General features: G+C 36.2%; 18 protein-coding genes and 1 riboswitch. Of the genes, 4 read left to right on the top strand and 14 right to left on the bottom strand.

The features are described 5' to 3' along the window. Positions 1 to 163 precede the first annotated feature (163 nt). The 9 genes from MKY04_RS12385 to MKY04_RS12425 form a co-directional block, all read right to left on the bottom strand. The gene (locus MKY04_RS12385) at positions 164 to 301 is read right to left on the bottom strand and encodes a hypothetical protein (protein ID WP_346234466.1); all 138 of its coding nucleotides are present in this window, start codon (positions 299 to 301) and stop codon (positions 164 to 166) included. Further along, positions 298 to 1,209 (bottom strand): stage III sporulation protein AE, encoded by a 912-nt coding sequence (locus MKY04_RS12390; protein ID WP_346234467.1) that lies wholly within the window; start codon positions 1,207 to 1,209, stop codon positions 298 to 300. The genes MKY04_RS12385 and MKY04_RS12390 overlap by 4 nt, the downstream gene beginning before the upstream one ends. A 12-nt stretch (positions 1,210 to 1,221) precedes the next feature. Next, positions 1,222 to 1,599, bottom strand: coding sequence for a hypothetical protein (locus MKY04_RS12395; protein WP_346234468.1), 378 nt, complete (start codon positions 1,597 to 1,599; stop codon positions 1,222 to 1,224). A 7-nt stretch (positions 1,600 to 1,606) separates the two neighbouring features. Further along, positions 1,607 to 1,813 (bottom strand): stage III sporulation protein AC, encoded by a 207-nt coding sequence (locus MKY04_RS12400; protein WP_122971858.1) that lies wholly within the window; start codon positions 1,811 to 1,813, stop codon positions 1,607 to 1,609. Positions 1,814 to 1,986: 173 nt separating this feature from the next. Beyond that, positions 1,987 to 3,201: an ISL3 family transposase gene (locus tag MKY04_RS12405; protein ID WP_346234469.1), complete on the bottom strand. Its 1,215-nt coding sequence runs from the start codon at positions 3,199 to 3,201 to the stop codon at positions 1,987 to 1,989. Positions 3,202 to 3,435: 234 nt separating this feature from the next. Further along, on the bottom strand, positions 3,436 to 3,993 hold the full coding sequence (gene efp, locus MKY04_RS12410; protein WP_126294453.1) for an elongation factor P: 558 nt from the start codon (positions 3,991 to 3,993) through the stop codon (positions 3,436 to 3,438). Between the two features lie 13 nt (positions 3,994 to 4,006). Next, complete coding sequence (locus tag MKY04_RS12415) at positions 4,007 to 5,068, bottom strand: Xaa-Pro peptidase family protein (protein WP_346234470.1); 1,062 nt, start codon at positions 5,066 to 5,068, stop codon at positions 4,007 to 4,009. A 13-nt stretch (positions 5,069 to 5,081) separates the two neighbouring features. Continuing rightward, positions 5,082 to 5,513 carry a type II 3-dehydroquinate dehydratase gene (aroQ, locus tag MKY04_RS12420; RefSeq protein ID WP_346234471.1) on the bottom strand — a complete coding sequence of 144 codons (432 nt, stop codon included), beginning with the start codon at positions 5,511 to 5,513 and terminating at the stop codon, positions 5,082 to 5,084. A 34-nt stretch (positions 5,514 to 5,547) separates the two neighbouring features. Then, positions 5,548 to 6,000 (bottom strand): hypothetical protein, encoded by a 453-nt coding sequence (locus MKY04_RS12425; protein WP_346234472.1) that lies wholly within the window; start codon positions 5,998 to 6,000, stop codon positions 5,548 to 5,550. A gap of 131 nt (positions 6,001 to 6,131) precedes the next feature. Here MKY04_RS12425 and MKY04_RS12430 point away from each other — a divergent pair, with 131 nt between their 5' ends. The 3 genes from MKY04_RS12430 (at position 6,132) to MKY04_RS12440 (ending at position 9,686) form a co-directional block, all read left to right on the top strand. Further along, the gene (locus MKY04_RS12430) at positions 6,132 to 7,067 is read left to right on the top strand and encodes a DUF1385 domain-containing protein (RefSeq protein WP_346234473.1); all 936 of its coding nucleotides are present in this window, start codon (positions 6,132 to 6,134) and stop codon (positions 7,065 to 7,067) included. A 215-nt stretch (positions 7,068 to 7,282) separates the two neighbouring features. After that, entirely contained in the window at positions 7,283 to 8,047 is a 765-nt protein-coding gene (locus MKY04_RS12435) for a TSUP family transporter (RefSeq protein ID WP_346234474.1), read from the top strand. A 280-nt stretch (positions 8,048 to 8,327) separates the two neighbouring features. Next, on the top strand, positions 8,328 to 9,686 hold the full coding sequence (locus MKY04_RS12440; RefSeq protein WP_346235861.1) for an IS1182 family transposase: 1,359 nt from the start codon (positions 8,328 to 8,330) through the stop codon (positions 9,684 to 9,686). 284 nt (positions 9,687 to 9,970) lie between these two features. Here MKY04_RS12440 and MKY04_RS12445 read toward each other — a convergent pair whose 3' ends face one another. Both MKY04_RS12445 and MKY04_RS12450 read right to left on the bottom strand, forming a co-directional pair. Then, on the bottom strand, positions 9,971 to 12,544 hold the full coding sequence (locus tag MKY04_RS12445) for a vitamin B12-dependent ribonucleotide reductase (RefSeq protein WP_126295630.1): 2,574 nt from the start codon (positions 12,542 to 12,544) through the stop codon (positions 9,971 to 9,973). 256 nt (positions 12,545 to 12,800) lie between these two features. Beyond that, entirely contained in the window at positions 12,801 to 13,634 is an 834-nt protein-coding gene (locus MKY04_RS12450; protein ID WP_126295629.1) for a lipoate--protein ligase family protein, read from the bottom strand. A 102-nt stretch (positions 13,635 to 13,736) separates the two neighbouring features. On the opposite strand from MKY04_RS12450, the gene MKY04_RS12455 reads away from it, so the two are divergent. Next, complete coding sequence (locus MKY04_RS12455) at positions 13,737 to 14,123, top strand: rhodanese-like domain-containing protein (RefSeq protein WP_126295628.1); 387 nt, start codon at positions 13,737 to 13,739, stop codon at positions 14,121 to 14,123. A 367-nt stretch (positions 14,124 to 14,490) separates the two neighbouring features. On the opposite strand, the gene gcvPB is transcribed toward MKY04_RS12455, so the two are convergent. The 3 genes from gcvPB to gcvT are packed head-to-tail and all read right to left on the bottom strand — an operon-like array spanning position 14,491 to position 18,433. Beyond that, on the bottom strand, positions 14,491 to 15,966 hold the full coding sequence (gene gcvPB, locus MKY04_RS12460) for an aminomethyl-transferring glycine dehydrogenase subunit GcvPB (protein WP_346234475.1): 1,476 nt from the start codon (positions 15,964 to 15,966) through the stop codon (positions 14,491 to 14,493). Next, the gene (gene gcvPA, locus MKY04_RS12465) at positions 15,959 to 17,305 is read right to left on the bottom strand and encodes an aminomethyl-transferring glycine dehydrogenase subunit GcvPA (RefSeq protein ID WP_126295626.1); all 1,347 of its coding nucleotides are present in this window, start codon (positions 17,303 to 17,305) and stop codon (positions 15,959 to 15,961) included. The genes gcvPB and gcvPA overlap by 8 nt, the downstream gene beginning before the upstream one ends. Before the next feature lie 24 nt (positions 17,306 to 17,329). Next, on the bottom strand, positions 17,330 to 18,433 hold the full coding sequence (gene gcvT / locus MKY04_RS12470; RefSeq protein WP_126295625.1) for a glycine cleavage system aminomethyltransferase GcvT: 1,104 nt from the start codon (positions 18,431 to 18,433) through the stop codon (positions 17,330 to 17,332). A gap of 299 nt (positions 18,434 to 18,732) precedes the next feature. Further along, positions 18,733 to 18,826, bottom strand: a riboswitch (glycine riboswitch). Between the last annotated feature and the right edge of the window lie 107 nt (positions 18,827 to 18,933).

The raw sequence follows: 18,933 nt of genomic DNA on the forward strand, positions 1-18,933 counted from the left end.
ACAATTAACTACCTTTACAAAATCTGTGACATCTCTTTAACTTTGTTCAGTTTTTTTGTACAGTAATTCAATCCAATTTCGCATGGTTCTTGATGCAGCAGTCTTTACTGAACAAAGTTTAACGTATCACCACATTGTATGAAGCTAGTCCCAAGTCTATGCTTTAGAGTTTAAGAAAATCTAACATTGTTGTTAAAAAAATAAGTAAGGTTGCTAGTTTTACATAAACTAGAACGTCCTTTTCATCTGCTAGAAGTAGTAAACATTTTCCTATTAAAATAATAGCGATTAACTTTATCAAAAACTTTTCCCCACCCCTAGTTGCATAATGACCATTAAGATTAACCATATGAACACAAAGGCTATTCCCAACAAAATCGCAACAGCACATAGTAATAGCAAAGATTTTCCAACGTCATCTAGCAAACTACTTACAGTGCCACCTGTAAATGGTTCAACAACTGCTGCTAAAAATTTAAATGTTAATGCATGAATGAGTAATTTTCCTGCTGGATAAAATGCAGCAATCCAAAATGCTGTCATTGCACTAAATCCCGCAATCGTTGTAGCTGTTGATTGGTATTTATGAAAGATAGAAAAACCTTCAACAATAAGCGATCCAACAATCGGTATCGTTTGTTCGATTACTTTCTTTACAGGACTCGCAATAGCTTGGTCAATTGTAAAAAATGCAACACCAGTAAAAGAAAGTACAGTTACCATTGCCAGTAGTGAAGCAGTAATTAATGTCATTACTGTTCCACGAATTAAATCAGATGCTTTAGAAAAAGAGATATCCTGAATAAACCTTGTACAAAAATCAAGAATAAGCGCAACAGTTACTGCTGGAATTAAGATTTTTTTGCACAGTAGCATGAGCATCTCAAAAATGAAGAGAATAATCGGACTCCAAGCTATAAATGAAAACACAGAATTTAAAACAACTAAAATTGACGTTAAAATTGGCGTAACGGCTAAAAAGAAATCAGATGCAATATTTACAAGTTGACCCATTGTTGAAAATGCTTCCATCACTGTCTGTCCAAGTGTTAAAACGAGGACAACTACAAACAAAGTATCAATCCATTTTTTAAATTGCGGTACAAATGCTTCAATAATTAAAAAAATTACCGTATACGTAAAAATTAAAATGATGGATTGCCCTGCTATTTTCAATGGATCCAAAAAAATATTTAGTAGATTATCCATGGTCAAAGCCCCTTATTGAAGCTTTTCTAAAATTGACGAGAAATTCGAAAGTACTTTTGCAAATTCACTGCTCCAATAAATCAACAAAACGATGCGTATTGAAAACATAACGAGTCCGCCAAATGTTTCATATTCCTCTTCCTCACACAATGACTGGAAGAACAATCCTATCTGATAAAAAAGTGCTGAGTACACAATTTGAGGTACATAGGGCACTGTTTGTACATATGAAAGGAGCTGTTCTATAAAAGGAATGGCAAGCATCGACAGTAGGAAATAAAGTAGTATGAAAAAGAAAATGATGACTATTAGCGCATGTAGTTTATGAATTGTTTCTTTAATAAATATTAGAAGTAGAATTAAGATAACAGTATAAATTAAAAATGTCATAGGTTACCTAGTTTAAATTTAGCCATTGGAAAAATGTAAGAATGTCGTCAAAGAAAAGCCGTAAAAATCGTATTAGTTCTGCTGTAATGTATAAATATGCGATGAAAAATATAAAGAATGAAAATTCCTTTTTGCCGATTTGCTCGAAGAAAACATGAAGCAAAGCTATGATGAGCCCGACTCCTGCTACTCGTAAAACGTCCTGCAACTCCATTACGACGCCTCCTTGTGTAAGGCAATATATGAGCTTGTTCCAAAAAATAGACCTACAATCTAGAAAAAGATATTTGAATCTATAATAAAGCTTGCAGAATTTTACAGAATGTAGGCAATAAAAAAGGTTCTATGTCAAATGTTGGGGTGAAGTGATATTACACGGCACCCCGATTATCCTAAATGAACCCCAATTTTCTTATATAAATTATTTAATAAAATTTTCGCTTTAAAGTGTTCATAGCTTCTAAAACCATAAGCATTGCGCTTCAAAACTTTTGATTTATTATTAATTCCTTCTAAAAAACCATTTGAATATCCAAAACTTAAACTATTTAAAATTTCAACTTGCCAATTTTTTAGCGTTTGAATAGCCTTTAAAAATGCCGGAATATTTGCTTCTTCTACCTTTCGGTAAAAGGCTTCTAATCTTTTTTTTATTTCTATCAAATCATTTGAAGTTTTTGCCCAATCAAACCATTCGCAGTAAGCTTCTTTTAATTCATAGGCTTGCTTTAGTTCCTTCGACATTCCTATGTAACGATTTAAGTACCAACGATTCGTTTCTGTTAACTTATCAAATCGTTTATATAGTACGTGACGCATTTTCTTACATTTCTTTCGATCATATGCATGCCATTCTTTTTGAACATTTCGACGTACTTCATCTAGTGCCCAGTAAATATAACGACAATAATGAAAGCGATCCGCAATAATAATCGGGCGATTTAACGCCTTCCTAACTGCTGCTTTAAAGCTTGGATTCATGTCCATAACCACAATTTCTACATCTGCACCGTATTTCATCAAGTAATCCTTAATGGTTTCTTTTCTACGATTTGGTAAAATATCAATTGGTTCATGTGTTTCCGCATTGGCAATAATTAATTGATAAGTTCCCGCATCGGTATCTGCTTTATATTCATCAATCGCGATACATTTTGGTAAATGAACCCCTTCATTTAATTGTTCCTTTACTACTTCTTTAAAGCGACGAATCACTGTTGAGCTTGATGTACCAAGTACTTCAGCTGCTTCTTTAAATGTTTTTGCCTTTATTGAACGGATTCGTACAACTTGATTCCATTCTTTCGAGAAACGTTGATATTTATCCACGAAAGGGGATTTTTCTGAAAAACGTTTCCCACATTGGCATACATAACGACGACGTTTATAAAAAAGGACGGTTAATCGTTCAAACCATTTTAAATGATTAATTTTTTGAATTCGATAATCATGGACTTTTGATGTTATATTCTTGCATGCTGGACATTGATGTTCTTTTTTTGGTATGGAAACGTGTAGAACAATACGTTCCCCCATCTCCTCCACCTTATGAACAGTTACACCTTTTAATCCTGGAATATTCATGTTAAAATTCATTTGCACGTATCACCTTTCATTGCTTGTTTCTCGACAATTCAAGTATATAGAAATCGGTGATTACGTGCTTTTTTATTTATGAAATTTTTTCAAACCCCAACAAATATTATAGAGCCATAAAAAACACTCATAAATCTGGAAATAAAAAAAGAGTGTAAACAAAGTCGAAATTCACTTTGTCTACACTCTTAAACACCCATAAATGAGTGCTATGAATAATTAAATTAATCTTTAAGAAAATTATGCTCTTGAAACGTACGATCCGTCAGATGTATTGATAACTAGTTTATCTCCTTCGTTTACGAAGAATGGTACTTGAACAACTAATCCTGTTTCAAGAACAGCTGGTTTCGAACCGCCTGAAGCAGTATCACCTTTAATACCTGGTTCAGTTTCTTTAACTTCAAGAACAACTGTATTAGGTAATTCTACTCCTAACATTTCGCCTTGATATGATTGGATGTAAACTTCCATATTTTCAAGAAGGTATTTTAATTCTTCTTCAATTTGAACACTTGATAGCTCAGTTTGTTCATATGATTCCATATCCATGAATACGTGTGAATCACCTTGAGCATATAGGTATTGCATTTTACGGTTGTCGATTTGTGCTTTTTCTACTTTTTCACCCGCACGGAAAGTTTTTTCTGTTACGTTACCATTACGAAGGTTACGTAATTTTGAACGTACGAACGCTGCACCTTTCCCTGGTTTAACGTGTTGGAAGTCCATTACACGGTATAATTGGCCATCAATCATAATTGTTAGACCCGTACGGAAATCATTAACTGAAATCATGAGTATTCCTCCATCATAAAATAATTAATTCTTTGCTCGAATGTGTTAATTTTTCATTTCCTGTTTCTGTAATTAAAATATCGTCTTCGATACGTACTCCACCAATACCAGGTAAATAAATACCAGGTTCAATTGTAACAACCATATTTGGTTCTAATACTGCCCCTGAACGGAATGAAAGTGCCGGCCCTTCATGTATTTCTAAGCCGATGCCATGGCCAGTTGAATGACCAAATTCCTCTTTATAACCCTTTGAAGCTAAATAGTCTCTTGCTACAGCATCTGCTTGGATTCCAGTCATACCTGGCCCTACTTTTTCTAATGCAAGAAGCTGCGACTCTAAAACAGTATTATACACTTCAACTAATTTTTCTGAAGGTTGCCCTACAGCAATGGTGCGAGTAATATCAGAAACGTATCCATTATAAATTGCGCCGAAATCAAGTGTTACGAAATCTCCTTTTTCGATCACTTTGTCAGTTGCGACACCGTGTGGCAGTGCACTACGAGTTCCGCTTGCAACAATCGTGTCAAAGGATGATGCTGTTGCACCCTGTTTTCGCATGAAAAACTCTAATTCATTCGATACTTCAAGCTCAGTTACACCTGGCTTAATGAATTTTAAAATATGTGTGAATGCATTATCTGCAATTTCACATGCAACCTTAATAATATTAATCTCTTGTTCGGTCTTTATCAAGCGAATTTTTTCAATTAACCCAGATTGCGGTACTAAATCAGCTTTAATGAGCGATTTATACGTTTCATACAAACCGTAAGTCATCGTATCTTTCTCAAAACCTAAAGACTTAATACCCATCAATTCTACTTGATTTGCAACCTCGTCAAAAATTAAACCTTCATGCTTGATGATACGAAAATTTTGCACTTGTTTTTTAGCTTGCTCTGTGTAGCGGAAGTCAGTAATAAAAACAGCATCTTCCTTCGTTACAACTGCTGCCCCTGCGGACCCGGTAAAGCCCGTTATATAGCGGCGATTATATTCATTAGTAATTAATAAACCATCAAGATTATTTTCTTCAAGAGCTTTGCGCAACTTTTCCAATTTTAACATATGAAAGCCCCTCTCATGATTGTTGTAAAAACTTTCTTAAAGCAAGTTCATATCCGAAAGTACCTAGTCCGCAAATTTGTCCGACACATTCAGCTGCTAGTTTAGACTCGTGACGAAACGATTCACGTTTATGTATGTTTGAAATATGCACTTCAATAACAGGTACGTTTACAGCTGCAATCGCATCACGAAGGGCGATACTTGTATGTGTAAAAGCTCCAGGATTAATAACAATCCCGTCTACTCCAGTATCTTCCGCCTCATGAATCCAATCAATTAATACCCCTTCGTGATTCGATTGTTTAAATTCAAGTGTTGCATTAAATTGTGTTACAATAGATAAACATTTTTCTTTTACATCATCTAACGTTTCAGTGCCATAAACTTCAGGCTCACGCTTCCCTAAACGATTTAAATTTGGACCATTCAACACTAACAGCTTCATTCGTCATTCTCCCCTTTTACGAAATTTACCACTTTTATTTTATCATAGAGTCATTATACGGCAACTTATTTCGTTCGTTATGGGCTTTGTAATGATAGGCTGCAGTTTCAAAAACGAATCTAGCTGTAATAATCACAGTTACAATAAAAGGAATCGATAATTTCTTAAATGACTTCAGTTCTGCAGGTAGGTCGTAAATTACCCATTCACAAATTAAAGCTAATACTCCTCCTATTACTATTGATGTTATAAATGCAGGGACAAGTTCAACAAACTGCATGATAAAATAGAGAATAAGTATAATCAAAAAAATAACAATAGCTAAAAATAGCCATTGAATAAGTGGATGACTTGATTCAAGAATATCTAATCTTTTAGTGTAGCCGACTGGACTCCATTTAATAAAATGAAGATAAGATAATACTTTTAACGAAAATGTTAAAAAAATAGAAGCACATAAACTTGTAATGATAGCTAAATATATCAAACCCAACACCTCTTTTTATTTAATTTTCGCCAAATTTTACATTTCGTATGCGTAAACGTAGAGGTTTTGAGTAAAATTTAGTACAATGGACTAGTTACTAGTTTTATATTTTGAGAGAGTGGTGTACATAATTGAGCAATGAAGCACCTGTATACGGAGGTCAAGCACTATTAGAAGGTGTTATGTTCGGCGGCAAAGATCATACCGTGACAGCAATCCGTCGAAACGATAATTCAATAGAATATTACTATGCTAAAAAACAGAAAAAACCAATTTTCCAAAAGTTAAAGAAAATTCCTTTTGTTCGTGGAGTTATTGCATTAATTGAGTCTTCTGGGCTTGGCGCAAAGCACTTACAATTTGCAAGCGAACGATATGATGTTAATCCTGGTGAAGAAGAAGAAAATGAAGCAGAAACATCCAAGCTGCAAATGATTCTAGGTGTTGCAGTTGTTGGGGTGCTCTCCTTCTTATTCGGGAAATTTATTTTCACTTTAGTACCGGTATTTTTAGCAAATCTTTTTTCTCCTTGGATCTCAGGTAAATACCCGCAAATTTTCTTAGAAACAGGATTTAAGCTAATATTACTTCTTGGATATTTATACGTCATATCGATGACACCGCTCATTAAACGTGTTTTCCAATATCACGGAGCAGAACATAAAGTGATTAATTGTTATGAAGCTGGCATGGATTTAACCGTAGAAAATGTCCAAAAACAATCAAGACTACATTACCGATGCGGATCCAGCTTTATATTATTTACTGTTATTATCGGGATGTTTGTTTATTTCTTCTTCCCAACAGACCCTTTATGGCTGCGAGTTGTTATTCGCATTTTATTAATTCCAGTAGTTCTTGGAATTTCATTTGAAGTACTTCAAGGTACAAATGCTCTAAGAAATATTCCTGTGTTAAGATATCTTGGCTATCCTGGTCTTTGGCTGCAACTATTAACAACTAAGGAACCAAAGGATGACATGGTCGAAGTGGCAATCGCTTCGTTCAACAAACTTCACGAGGTTGAAAAAAATCCAGAAGTAGCGATGGAATTACATCACGACTAAACTTAAGGGCTATCCAGAATGTGAATTTCTGGGTAGCCCTTCCATTTTAAAATTAATTACTCCGTTATTCCATCTTGTTCCCCAAAACCTCTTTTAGATGGACATTTTATATTTAGAACTTCCATACTTTTTCAATTATTTTACCAGTAAACATTTACATTCTCCGACAATTCCGATAATATTGCCATAATAACAATCTAGGAGTCTTTCAACATATGGAACTTGATATTTTTAAAGTTTTTTTACTAGTATTTTTCGGTTTTGTCGGGTCCTTCATTAATGCCACAGTGGGAGGCGGAGGTTTAATTACTTTACCTGCTCTTTTATCTGTCGGTCTTCCCCCTTCAGCAGCTATAGCAACAAATAAACTTGCAGCATCAATGGGTAATTTAACAAGTTCTCTGACATTTTTAAAAGCTGGAAAAATCGATATGAAACTATTAGGACCCGTTTTACCTTTCGTATTTGCTTTTTCTATGTTGGGTGCTTGGACTGTTCATTTAATGGATTCGGAATTACTAACCCCTTTAATCATTGTCATGTTAATTGCTGTTTTAATTTATACTTTAGTCAATAAGGATTGGGGAAAACTCGAAGAACGAAAACCATTGAATTGGAAACGGGGCATTCTGTTTTTTGGTGGATTGGTGCTACTAGGCTTTTATGATGGGTTTTTCGGTCCTGGTACAGGATCATTTATTATTTTTATTTTTTTAATAATGGGATTTGATTTTTTGCAGTCTGCTGGGAATGCAAAAGTACTAAACTTTATGAGTAATATTGCTGCACTCATTATGTTCTTAATTTTAGGAGAAGTTGTTTTTACATACGGTTTAATTATGGGGGTTTCCATGATTGCTGGTGCATTCTTTGGAACAAAATTTGCCTTAAATAGAGGGACTAAATTCGTCAGAATGCTATTTATAATCATGACTTCTGTTCTCATTGCAAAAAATATTTATGATTACTTCTTTTCTTAAAATCAAAAAACGGCAATCTATTATGCAGATTGCCGTTTCAGACTGTAGACAAACTCGAAAATTCGAGTTTGCCTACAGTCTTTTTTCTTTTAAAATAAAATTAATAACCCTTTTTGAATAAGTTAGTTGATTTCCGTTTCGGCGGACGCTTTCCGCGGGCGTGGGCCAATCCTCCTCGTCGCTACGCTCCTGCGGGGTATCGGCCGTCACGCTTTTCCCGCAGGAGTCGCCGCCTACACTACAATCAACTACTTCTAAATATACGTTGAGGTGAATGGAAATGATGTCGAAAAATCAAATAAATGAACGCGATCAAATTGAGATGATTACGATTGAAGAACTTGTACCAAAAGACCATCTTGTTAGAAAGCTTGAATCAGCCATTGATTTTTCTTTCATCTATCCACTAGTAGAACCGCTGTATTCTAAATTAGGTCGCCCGAGTGTTGACCCAGTCGTATTAATCAAAATGACATTTGTTCAATATGTATTTGGAATCCGTTCAATGCGTCAAACAATAAAAGAAATCGAAACGAATATGGCGTATCGATGGTTTTTAGGATTTGGCTTCCATTCAGAAGTACCACACTTTTCAACCTTCGGTAAAAACTATGAACGTCGTTTTCAAGACACAGATATCTTTGAACAGATTTTCTATCGAATACTTAAAGAAATTGCTGATAAAGGATTACTAAGTGCTGACCATGTTTTCATCGATTCAACGCATGTTAAAGCGAGTGCGAATAAACGTAAATTCGAGAAGAAGATGGTACGTAAAGAGACTCGGGCATATGAAGCTAAACTTCAAGAAGAATTGAATCAAGATCGGATTGATCATGGGAAGAAACCATTCCCACCAGATAAATTTGAAAAAGAAGAGATAAAGGAAATTAAAGAAAGTACGACAGACCCTGAAAGTGGCTACTATGTAAAAGATGAACGAACTAAGCAGTTTGCTTACTCATTTCATGCGGCAGCTGACCGCTATGGATTTATACTCGGATCAATTGTGACACCTGGTAATGTTCATGATAGTCATATGCTTCAACCACTTGTTGAAAAGGTAATGGAAAAAGTGAAAAAGCCACTTGCTGTTGCTGCCGATGCTGCTTATAAAACACCTGCGATTACTAAATTCTTATTTGAACATGATATTCAACCAGCACTTCCTTATACACGACCAAAAACAAAGGATGGATTTTTACGCAAACATGAATATGTCTATGATGAGTATTATGATTGCTATCTTTGCCCGGAAGGGCAAGTCCTTAAATATGCGACAACGACTAAAGATGGGAAACGCCAATATAAATCAAACCCTACTCAGTGTGTAAACTGTCCTTTACTTACTCAATGTACAAGTAGTAAGGATCACAGAAAAATCATTGAACGTCATATTTGGGCACATCATGTAGAGGAAGCGGATCATCTTCGTCATCAAAGTGATATCAAACAAATATATGCTAGACGTAAAGAAACGATTGAACGTGTCTTTGCAGATGCAAAAGAAAAGCATGGTATGCGATGGACAACCCTACGTGGAATTAAAAAATTGTCTATGCAGGCGATGCTTACTTTTGCTGCCATGAATTTAAAAAAGCTTGCTAATTGGACGTGGCAAGCTTCAGAAATGGCCTAAAATATAATACTCGAAGAGTGTTTTTACCCCAAATAAGTCGGTTAAATACCCAATAATCTATTAAAATTACAAAAGACCTTCAGAATAAGCCCATTCTGAAGGTCTTTTGTCAACAACCTGAAACGGCAATCTATTATGCAGATTGCCGTTTTTATAATTGGAAACTTTATAACTTTTTATGCTTGCGAACGCTACTTGGCTCTCGGTCGAAAGCCAATAAGCTTCGCAACCTGTGCATTCAAGCTCTTGTCGGGATTAACCAATATGCTTACGCATTGCATTTCTTATAATCCGCATTTTAACTGAGCTCCACAGCTTGTACAAGTATTACAGCCGCCTAATTCTTCAACTGTACCTTGTCGGCAAACTGGGCAAGTATTCCCTACTTCTGAGCCAATTGTAACATTTGTTGTTGTAAGCGGTGCAATTGTATCCACCAACACTACTGGTTGCTTTTCATTAACTTTATCTTCTAACACTTCATCAAATGCTAATTGCTCATCATGGGAAGATTCAGCTTTTAATGTTAATACTTGAGAGTCACGGCTTCCATCTACGTAAACCGTACCACCTTTTGCTCCACCTTTATATAGACGCTCATATACTTGTTGTACTTGTTCTACAGTGTAGCCTTTTGGTGCGTTTACCGTTTTAGAAATCGATGAATCTACCCAACGTTGTATTACACATTGTACATCCGCGTGTGCCTCTGGCGTTAATTCCATTGAAGAGATGAACCAGTGCGGTAAATTGTTTTCATCCGCTTCTGGATGGGCATTTAAATACTCCTGTACAATTTCTGCTTTCACCTCGATAAATTTACCAAGGCGGCCTGAGCGGTAATATGTGAATGAGAAATATGGTTCAAGACCTGTTGCAACACCTACCATTGTTCCAGTTGATCCAGTTGGTGCAACTGTTAATAGATGTGAATTACGGATACCATTTTCTAGAACACCGAGACGAACATGTTCAGGCATCTTTTTCATGTAACCTGTATTAATGAAGGCTTTACGAAGACGTCTTGTTTCTTCTTCTGTTTCGCCTTGAAGGAATGGGAAGCTGCCTCGTTCTTTTCCAAGTTCAATTGATGCTTCATATGCTGTTACAGCAATTGTTTCAAAGATTTTATCAACAAGAATATTTCCTTCTTCTGATCCATATTCTTTTTCGCAATATATTAGTAAATCCGCTAGTCCCATTACACCAAGACCAACACGACGCTCGCCTAAAGCTTGTTTACGGTTTTCTTCTAAGAAATATGGAGTTGCATTAATTACGTTATCCTGCATACGAACTCCAATGCGTACCGTTTCACGAAGAGCATCGAAGTTGATTGTCTTCGTATCCTTCTCTGCAAATTGAGCTAAATTCACTGCAGCTAAGTTACAAACTGAGAATGGTGCAAGCGGCTGTTCACCACATGGGTTTGTAGCAACTACTTTTTGTCCATATGCACGAGCATTTGTCATATCGTTTGCATTGTCGATAAAGAAAATACCTGGTTCAGCTGCATAAGTTGCACATACATTAATTAGGTTCCATAATTCTTTTGCTTTAATTTTGCGATACGTACGGACTCTATAGCCCATTGCTTCCCATTCTCGTACATCCCCTACTTCATGCCATTTTTCGTTGTAAATAGCCATTTCTTCAGGAGTATAGTTTGCAACATCTGGGAAACGCAATTCATAGTCTTCATCATTTTCTACTGCTGCCATAAATTCCTTTGTTAATGTTACGGAAATATTGGCACCAGTTAAGAACTCTGGATTATGGACGCTATATGTCCCGCCGTCACGAAGTTTTGATTCAGCTTCTTTAATAATTGCTTCGTTAAAGCCACCTAGTCCAGGTATGTTTTTATAATTTACAATGCCTTGATACATTGCTTCTTCTTGAGTTGTTAAAGGCTTAAATTTTAACTTTTCTTGAGCTAGTCGAATAATTGACTCATCGTTTGTATTCTCGATTAAATAACGAAGAATACGCGGGTTTTGCATCTTTGAAATAATGAATTCTACAATATCGGGATGCCAGTCAGCCAACATGATCATTTGTGCTCCACGGCGGCTTCCACCTTGCTCTACAAGATGTGTTAGCTTAGCAATATCATCAAGCCACGATACAGAACCACTTGATTTTCCATTAACACCACGCGCAAGTGTGTTTCGAGGACGCAGCGTTGAACCATTCGTACCAACACCACCACCGCGGCTCATAATTTCCATTACTTGCTTACGATGATCACTAATGCCCTCACGACTGTCAGGTACAAATGGCATTACGTAACAGTTAAAGAACGTTACATCTGTTTGGGAACCTGCTCCATAAAGTACACGTCCAGCTGGAATAAATTTTAAAGATACGAGTTGTTCATAAAATTTATTAAACCACTTTTGTCTATTTTCTTCTGTTTCTTCAACAGCAGCCAATCCAAAAGCGTTGCGTTTTGCAATTTGCTCATAAAAAACTTCAAGAGGTTTTTCGATTACATCTAAGGAACGAACAATAACACCTGTTTCTTGTTCTGTTGGATTTTCTAATACATGGCGGTATTCTTCTTCAATTAAAATTTCCGCTTTTTTTGCTTCCATATCAATTGATTGAATAAATCCTAAGCCTCGAGCAGGAAATTTTGGATCTTCCTTAATTGTTAGTACAACAAAATCTCCAGGCTTTAATGTTTTCTTTTCCGTATCCTTAAATGAATATCGGTCAATCATTACTAATCTGGAAACACCTTTATGTGTGATATGCATATCAGGTGTAACTGGATGTACTTGAGGAAATTTTTCAATATCTTGATTAAGCTGTTCTATGAGGATGGTTGTTTGTGTTCCGCTAGCCATTACCATCTGCCAGCCTCCCTTGCTAATATTATTCTTTGATAACACCTAGTACTATTCATTCTACCGACACACACAACATATTGTGTATCAGTAATATAAATAGTACTAGATGTTGTTTTCTTATATTCACTAGAAAAGATTACCTCATAAAAATTATCAATGCAAGGGTTGATTTTTTTTAAATTTACTCCAAATAGCTTGGTTACTAGCTTTCTACAATTTAAAAAATTTTTTCGAACAAAAGAAACAAACGTTCTTATTACTATTTTCTAAAATTCCATTCATCATTTAAATATTTTGTTTCTTCTAGCATTTTCACATATTGTTGTTGTTTTTCTGTTAATTCATACGGTACTAATTCAATATCCAGCGCTTTTTCAAATCCAGCTTTAAAGCTATCTACACATTGTGGAATTGTAATTTGACGGTCAGTTAATTGATTTATTGCAACTGCTTTTTCCGGCAATTTTTTTCGCATTCTCTCTTTTGCTTCTGCTGATGAAAAATTAAAAACTGATAATAGTTTATCTTCATCAAGATCAAGCAAAATCGCACCATGCTGTAAAATAACACCTTTTTGACGTGTTTGGGCACTACCAGCTACCTTTTTCCCCTCCACAACGAGTTCATACCAGCTAGGAGCATCAAAGCAAACTGCGCTTTTTGGTTTCTTTAAATCAGCAAGCTTTTCTTCCGTATCTGGAATGCTAAAATACGCATTCAGACCTAGATTTTGAAACCCGATTAGTAAACCTTCACTCAATACTCGATAAGCCTCTGTCACTGTTGCTGGCATATTTGGATATTGTTCCGATACGATGATGCTATAAGTTAATTCACTTTCATGCAACACTGCTCGTCCACCAGTAGGTCGTCGAACAAAGCCGAGATTTTGTTCCTTTATCGCTTGAATGTTCACATCTTTTTCAGCACTTTGGAAATAACCTATTGATAGTGTTGCTGGATTCCACTCATAAAAACGTATAACAGGTGGAATTTCACCTGCACTATGTAAATCAAGCAACGCTTCATCCAGCGCCATATTATAAGAAGGACTGCACGGTCCAGAATTAATAAAATACCATTTTGATTTCATGATCTCATCTCCTCACACTGAATATCATTTTATCAAACTGATTGGACTATCGCTACTTTCTCTTTTATAATGGAATACGTAGAATGAAAGGAGAAATATGCAATGTCGTCTGTACTTATTACAATTGCGATTATACTAGGAGTTATTATCGTATACATTCTAGTAAATACGCTGCGACTTAAAAAAGCAGTGTCAAATTTAACTCAAGATCAATTTATTCAAGGGTACCGAAAAGCCCAACTAATCGATGTCCGAGAAGTAAAAGAATTTGAAGCAGGGCATATTTTAGGAGCACGCAACATTCCTTCCACACAGCTCCGCCAACGCTATAAAGAAATTCGACCTGATTTGCCAGTATATTTATACTGCCAAAATTCAGGGCGCAGCGCACGTGCTGCACTTTTCCTAAAGAAAAAAGGCTACAATCAGCTTTACCAATTACAAGGCGGATTCAAAACTTGGACAGGTAAAATAAAAACAAAAGCATAAGTTGATGAAATATTTTCTTACTATAGTCTGTATAGGCAAAACAGATAAAGTTAGGTAAGAAAATAATTATCATTTATTGTTTTTTTAAAACACTACCTTAGTCCTAACAATCATAAAAAAGTTCCTTAAGTTATTTTTATTTAGCAACTTAAGGACTTTTTTTATAGTTTTGTATTATCCTTTTTTACTATACTATAGTAGAAACTCATATATAAAAATTTTAGTTTCCTATTATATTTTTAAGTTTTCATTATAATACTTCTTTACTTTAAATAAAAATTATATCGTTTTATAAAATTATTTTTTATTATTCGAATATTTTTTTAAAAAAAGAATCCATGGTTTACGCCCATAGATTCTTTTTGCTTTATACTAACGATTCTTCTTTTTTATAACGCAATACCGGTGTACGGGCTGCACGAGTTTCATCTAAACGGCTTACAACGGTTGTATGAGGAGCGTCTTGAACGATTGAAGGATTTTCTTCAGCTTCTTTTGCAATTTGAATCATTGCGTCACAGAAGGCATCCAGCGTTTCTTTCGATTCTGTTTCCGTCGGCTCAATCATCATTCCTTCTTCTACATTCAGAGGGAAGTAGATTGTTGGTGGATGATAGCCAAAGTCTAATAGACGTTTTGCAATATCTAATGTACGAACGCCGAGTTTCTTTTGACGGCGGCCTGACAATACAAATTCATGCTTACAATGACGGTTATATGGAAGATCATAATATGGTTCCAGGCGGCGCATCATATAATTTGCATTTAAAACAGCATATTCAGTAACTGCTTTTAAACCGTCTGGACCCATTGAACGAATATATGTGTATGCACGAACATTGATTCCAAAATTTCCGTAATAAGGTTTTACACGACCAATTGATTGTGGGCGATTATAATCAAAGTGGAATGTGCCATCTTCTTTTTTCACTAATACCGGCTTCGGCAAGAATGGAATTAAATCCGCTTTTACCCCTACAGGACCAGAACCTGGGCCACCGCCACCATGAGGACCCGTAAACGTTTTGTGTAAATTTAAGTGGACACAGTCAAAGCCCATATCACCTGGACGAGCTTTTGACATTACCGCATTTAAATTTGCTCCGTCATAGTAAAGCTTTCCGCCTACCCCATGAATAATCTCGGCCATTTCTAAAATATTTTCTTCAAATAAACCTAAAGTATTTGGGTTTGTTAACATTAACGCAGCTGTATCTTCACCTACAACACGACGCAAATCCTCTAAGTCTACTAAACCATCATCATTTGATTTAACTGTAATCGTTTCAAATCCGGCTACAGTAGCTGATGCGGGGTTTGTACCGTGAGCAGAGTCAGGAACGATAACTTTATTACGGTGACCTTCGCCATTTGCTTCGTGGAAGGCACGAATCATCATTAATGCCGTCCATTCCCCATGGGCTCCAGCAGCAGGCTGAAGTGTTACTTCATCCATTCCAGTAATTTCAACTAAAGAAGTTTGCAAGTCGTAAAGAAGCTCCATCGCACCTTGAACAGTAGATTCATCCTGCAACGGATGGATGTTTGCAAATCCAGAAAGTCGAGCAGCCGCTTCATTAATTTTTGGATTGTATTTCATCGTACATGAACCTAGAGGATAAAAGCCTGAATCAACTCCATGATTACGACGAGACAACGCAGTATAATGACGCATAATATCTAGTTCTGCAACTTCCGGAAGTTGTGCCGCTTCTTCACGTACATACCCTTCTGGCAATAGTTCAGATAAATCAAAATCCGGTACATCTAAATCCGGTAAACTATATCCTACACGACCTTCTTTTGATAATTCGAAAATGAGTGATTGGTTTTCGTTATGCATTGTAAGCCCCCATTTCTGCAACGAATGCGTCAATTTCTTCTCTAGTGCGTAACTCTGTTACAGCGATTAATGCATGGTTTTCAAGTTCAGGATATAGTCGTCCTAAATCAAACCCACCAATAATCCCTTTTTCTAGCAATCTTTTATTTATTTCAGTTACAGATTTATTTGTTTTTACTACGATTTCGTTAAAATGTGCACCTTGGAACGGAATAACAAAACCAGCTGTTTCAAAAGCATTTTTTGCATAACGTGTTTTTACGATGTTTTGCTTTGCCATCTCTTGAATTCCCTGTTTCCCTAATGCAGTCATTGCAACCGATGCAGCAAGAGCTAATAATGCTTGGTTTGAACAAATATTAGAAGTCGCCTTTTCACGGCGAATATGCTGTTCACGTGCTTGTAAAGTTAATACATATCCACGGCGTCCCTCTTGGTCGACTGTCTCCCCAACTAAACGTCCAGGAACTTTGCGCATTAATTTTGTTGTAGTGGCGAAATATCCGCAATATGGTCCCCCGAAGCTTTCCGGTATACCAAATACTTGTGCGTCCCCTACTGTTATATCAGCACCTAATTTTCCAGGGGGAGTTAAAATGCCAAGTGCTAACGGGTTAGCAGAAACAATGAATAACCCTTTTGCTTCATGAGTGACATCCGCGATTGCTTTTAAATCCTCAATTTGACCGAAGAAGTTTGGATATTGCACCATTACAGCCGCAGTCTCGTCATCCACCAAATTTTTCAAAGCCTCAATGTCTGTGGCGCCATCTTTTGTCGGTATTTGGATAATTTCAATTGATTGTCCATAAGCATACGTTGCAACAACATCTCTATATTCCGGATGAATTGCTTCAGAAACAAAGATTTTTTTCCGACGAGTGTGACCTGCTGCGAGCATTCCAGCTTCAGCTAATGAAGTACCGCCATCATACATCGAAGAGTTCGCTAAATCCATTCCTGTTAACTCCGCAATCATTGTTTGGAATTCAAAAATTGCTTGCAGCTCACCTTGGGAAATTTCAGGTTGATAAGGCGTGTAAGCTGTATAAAACTCTGAGCGAGAAATGACATGATCAACAATAACAGGTCTATAATGGTTGTAAACACCTGCTCCTAAAAAGGATACATTTGCTTCTGTATCTTGATTTTTCGCAGCAAGCTGTTTTAATTCTTTTAATAAGCTCGATTCAGATTTTGCTTCTTTAATATTATACAAGCCGTTAAATCGTACACTTTCAGGAATATCTGAAAATAATTCATCAACGCTTTCAACACCAATCGTGGCAAGCATTTCTTTTTTGTCTTGTTCCGTCATAGGAAGATAACGATGTTTCATTTCTTAGTAACCCTCTTTCCCGGTTTATTTTGAACGTTTATAAAAAGGTGTTGCTACTGTCAAGGCTTTTATTTTTTTATTGCGAATTTCAACTTCTACTTCTGTACCTAATTCTTTGAATTTTGAATCAATTAGAGCTAAACCAATGTTGCGTTTTGTTAATGGTGATTGTGTACCAGTTGTGATTTCTCCTATTTCAACACCATCTTTATATACTTTATAGCCATGTCGAGGTATACCTTTATCGACCATTTCGACACCAACTAATTGTCGAGGTAAGCCACTTTCTTTTTGAGAAATTAATGCTGCCTTACCAATAAAATCGCTCTCTTTTTGTAATTTCACAGCAAAGCCAATGCCAGCTTCAAGCGGCGAGATATCCTTTGATAATTCTTGGCCATATAGTGGAAGACATGCTTCAAATCTCAGTGTATCACGGGCTCCCAACCCAGCTGGGACAACACCTTTTTCTTTCCCTGCCTCAAGAATTTTTGTCCAGATAACAATAATTGCGGAAGGCTCACCGTAAATTTCAAAACCATCCTCACCCGTATAACCAGTACGTGAAACTAATACAGATTGACCTGCAACTGGAACATCTTGTTCGAATCTAAAGTATTTCAATTGCGATAAATTAAATTCTGTTAAGGTTTGAAGAACTTCTTCAGAAAGTGGACCTTGCAGTGCAATTTGAGCGAATTCGTTTGATTTATTAGTTACGGTAACATCGCCTTCAATATGGGTTTTCATCCATTCAAAGTCTTTTTCAATATTTGCTGCATTTACGCATAGGAGGTAATGATTTTCTTTAAGATAATAAACAAGAAGATCATCTACAACTCCACCATTTTCATAGCACATTGCGTTATACTGCGCACCACCAATGGCAATTTTAGAAATGTCATTTGTTAATAGCTTTTGTAAGTATTGTAATGAATCACTGCCTGTTACAAAAATTTCACCCATATGTGATACGTCAAAAAGCCCTGCACGGTGGCGAACTGCATCATGTTCTTCTTTAATGGAAGAAAATTGAACAGGTAATTCCCAACCACCAAAATCAATCGTTTTGCCTCCATATTTTGCATATTCTTCAAATAAAGGCGTTCGTTTTAATTCAGTACCCAACACATACTCCTCCTTTAAAGCAAATCTTCTTAATTAAACATTGTCATTCATACAAGTGCATTACTGAAATCAAAAAGCAAGGGATCTCTGACTCAGTAATTCATAACTAAGACATAAAAAAGGACAGAAGAATCCCTCAAATTTGAGGAATCCTCTGTCCTTGCACCTGAAAGTTACACCGATTCATTTGTTATAATACGCAACATCGAAAATCGGCTTTCCCCTTTGGTGGCTGTAAATTATAAAACGACACTTCAATCAGCTTGATGAAGTAATAATTACAGCACTCTCCAGAGATGCGTCCTGTACGAGTCTTTTTGCCTGAGAGATTCATAGTGGTTTACTACTTGCTCCTTCGGCGACGCTTTTCACGTTCTCTCCCCGTACAATCATCCGCTCATGATTCAAAATTCAATGTACAAATAAGTCTGCTCTTAGCCATATCCTAACATTGAACATAATGAAAAGGCAATCTTTTTTTAAAATTAACCTATACACGA

Origin of the sequence: Lysinibacillus telephonicus (genome assembly GCF_039654155.1) — a bacterium.
In the GTDB taxonomy this organism is placed as follows: Bacteria; Bacillota; Bacilli; order Bacillales_A; family Planococcaceae; genus Ureibacillus; species Ureibacillus telephonicus.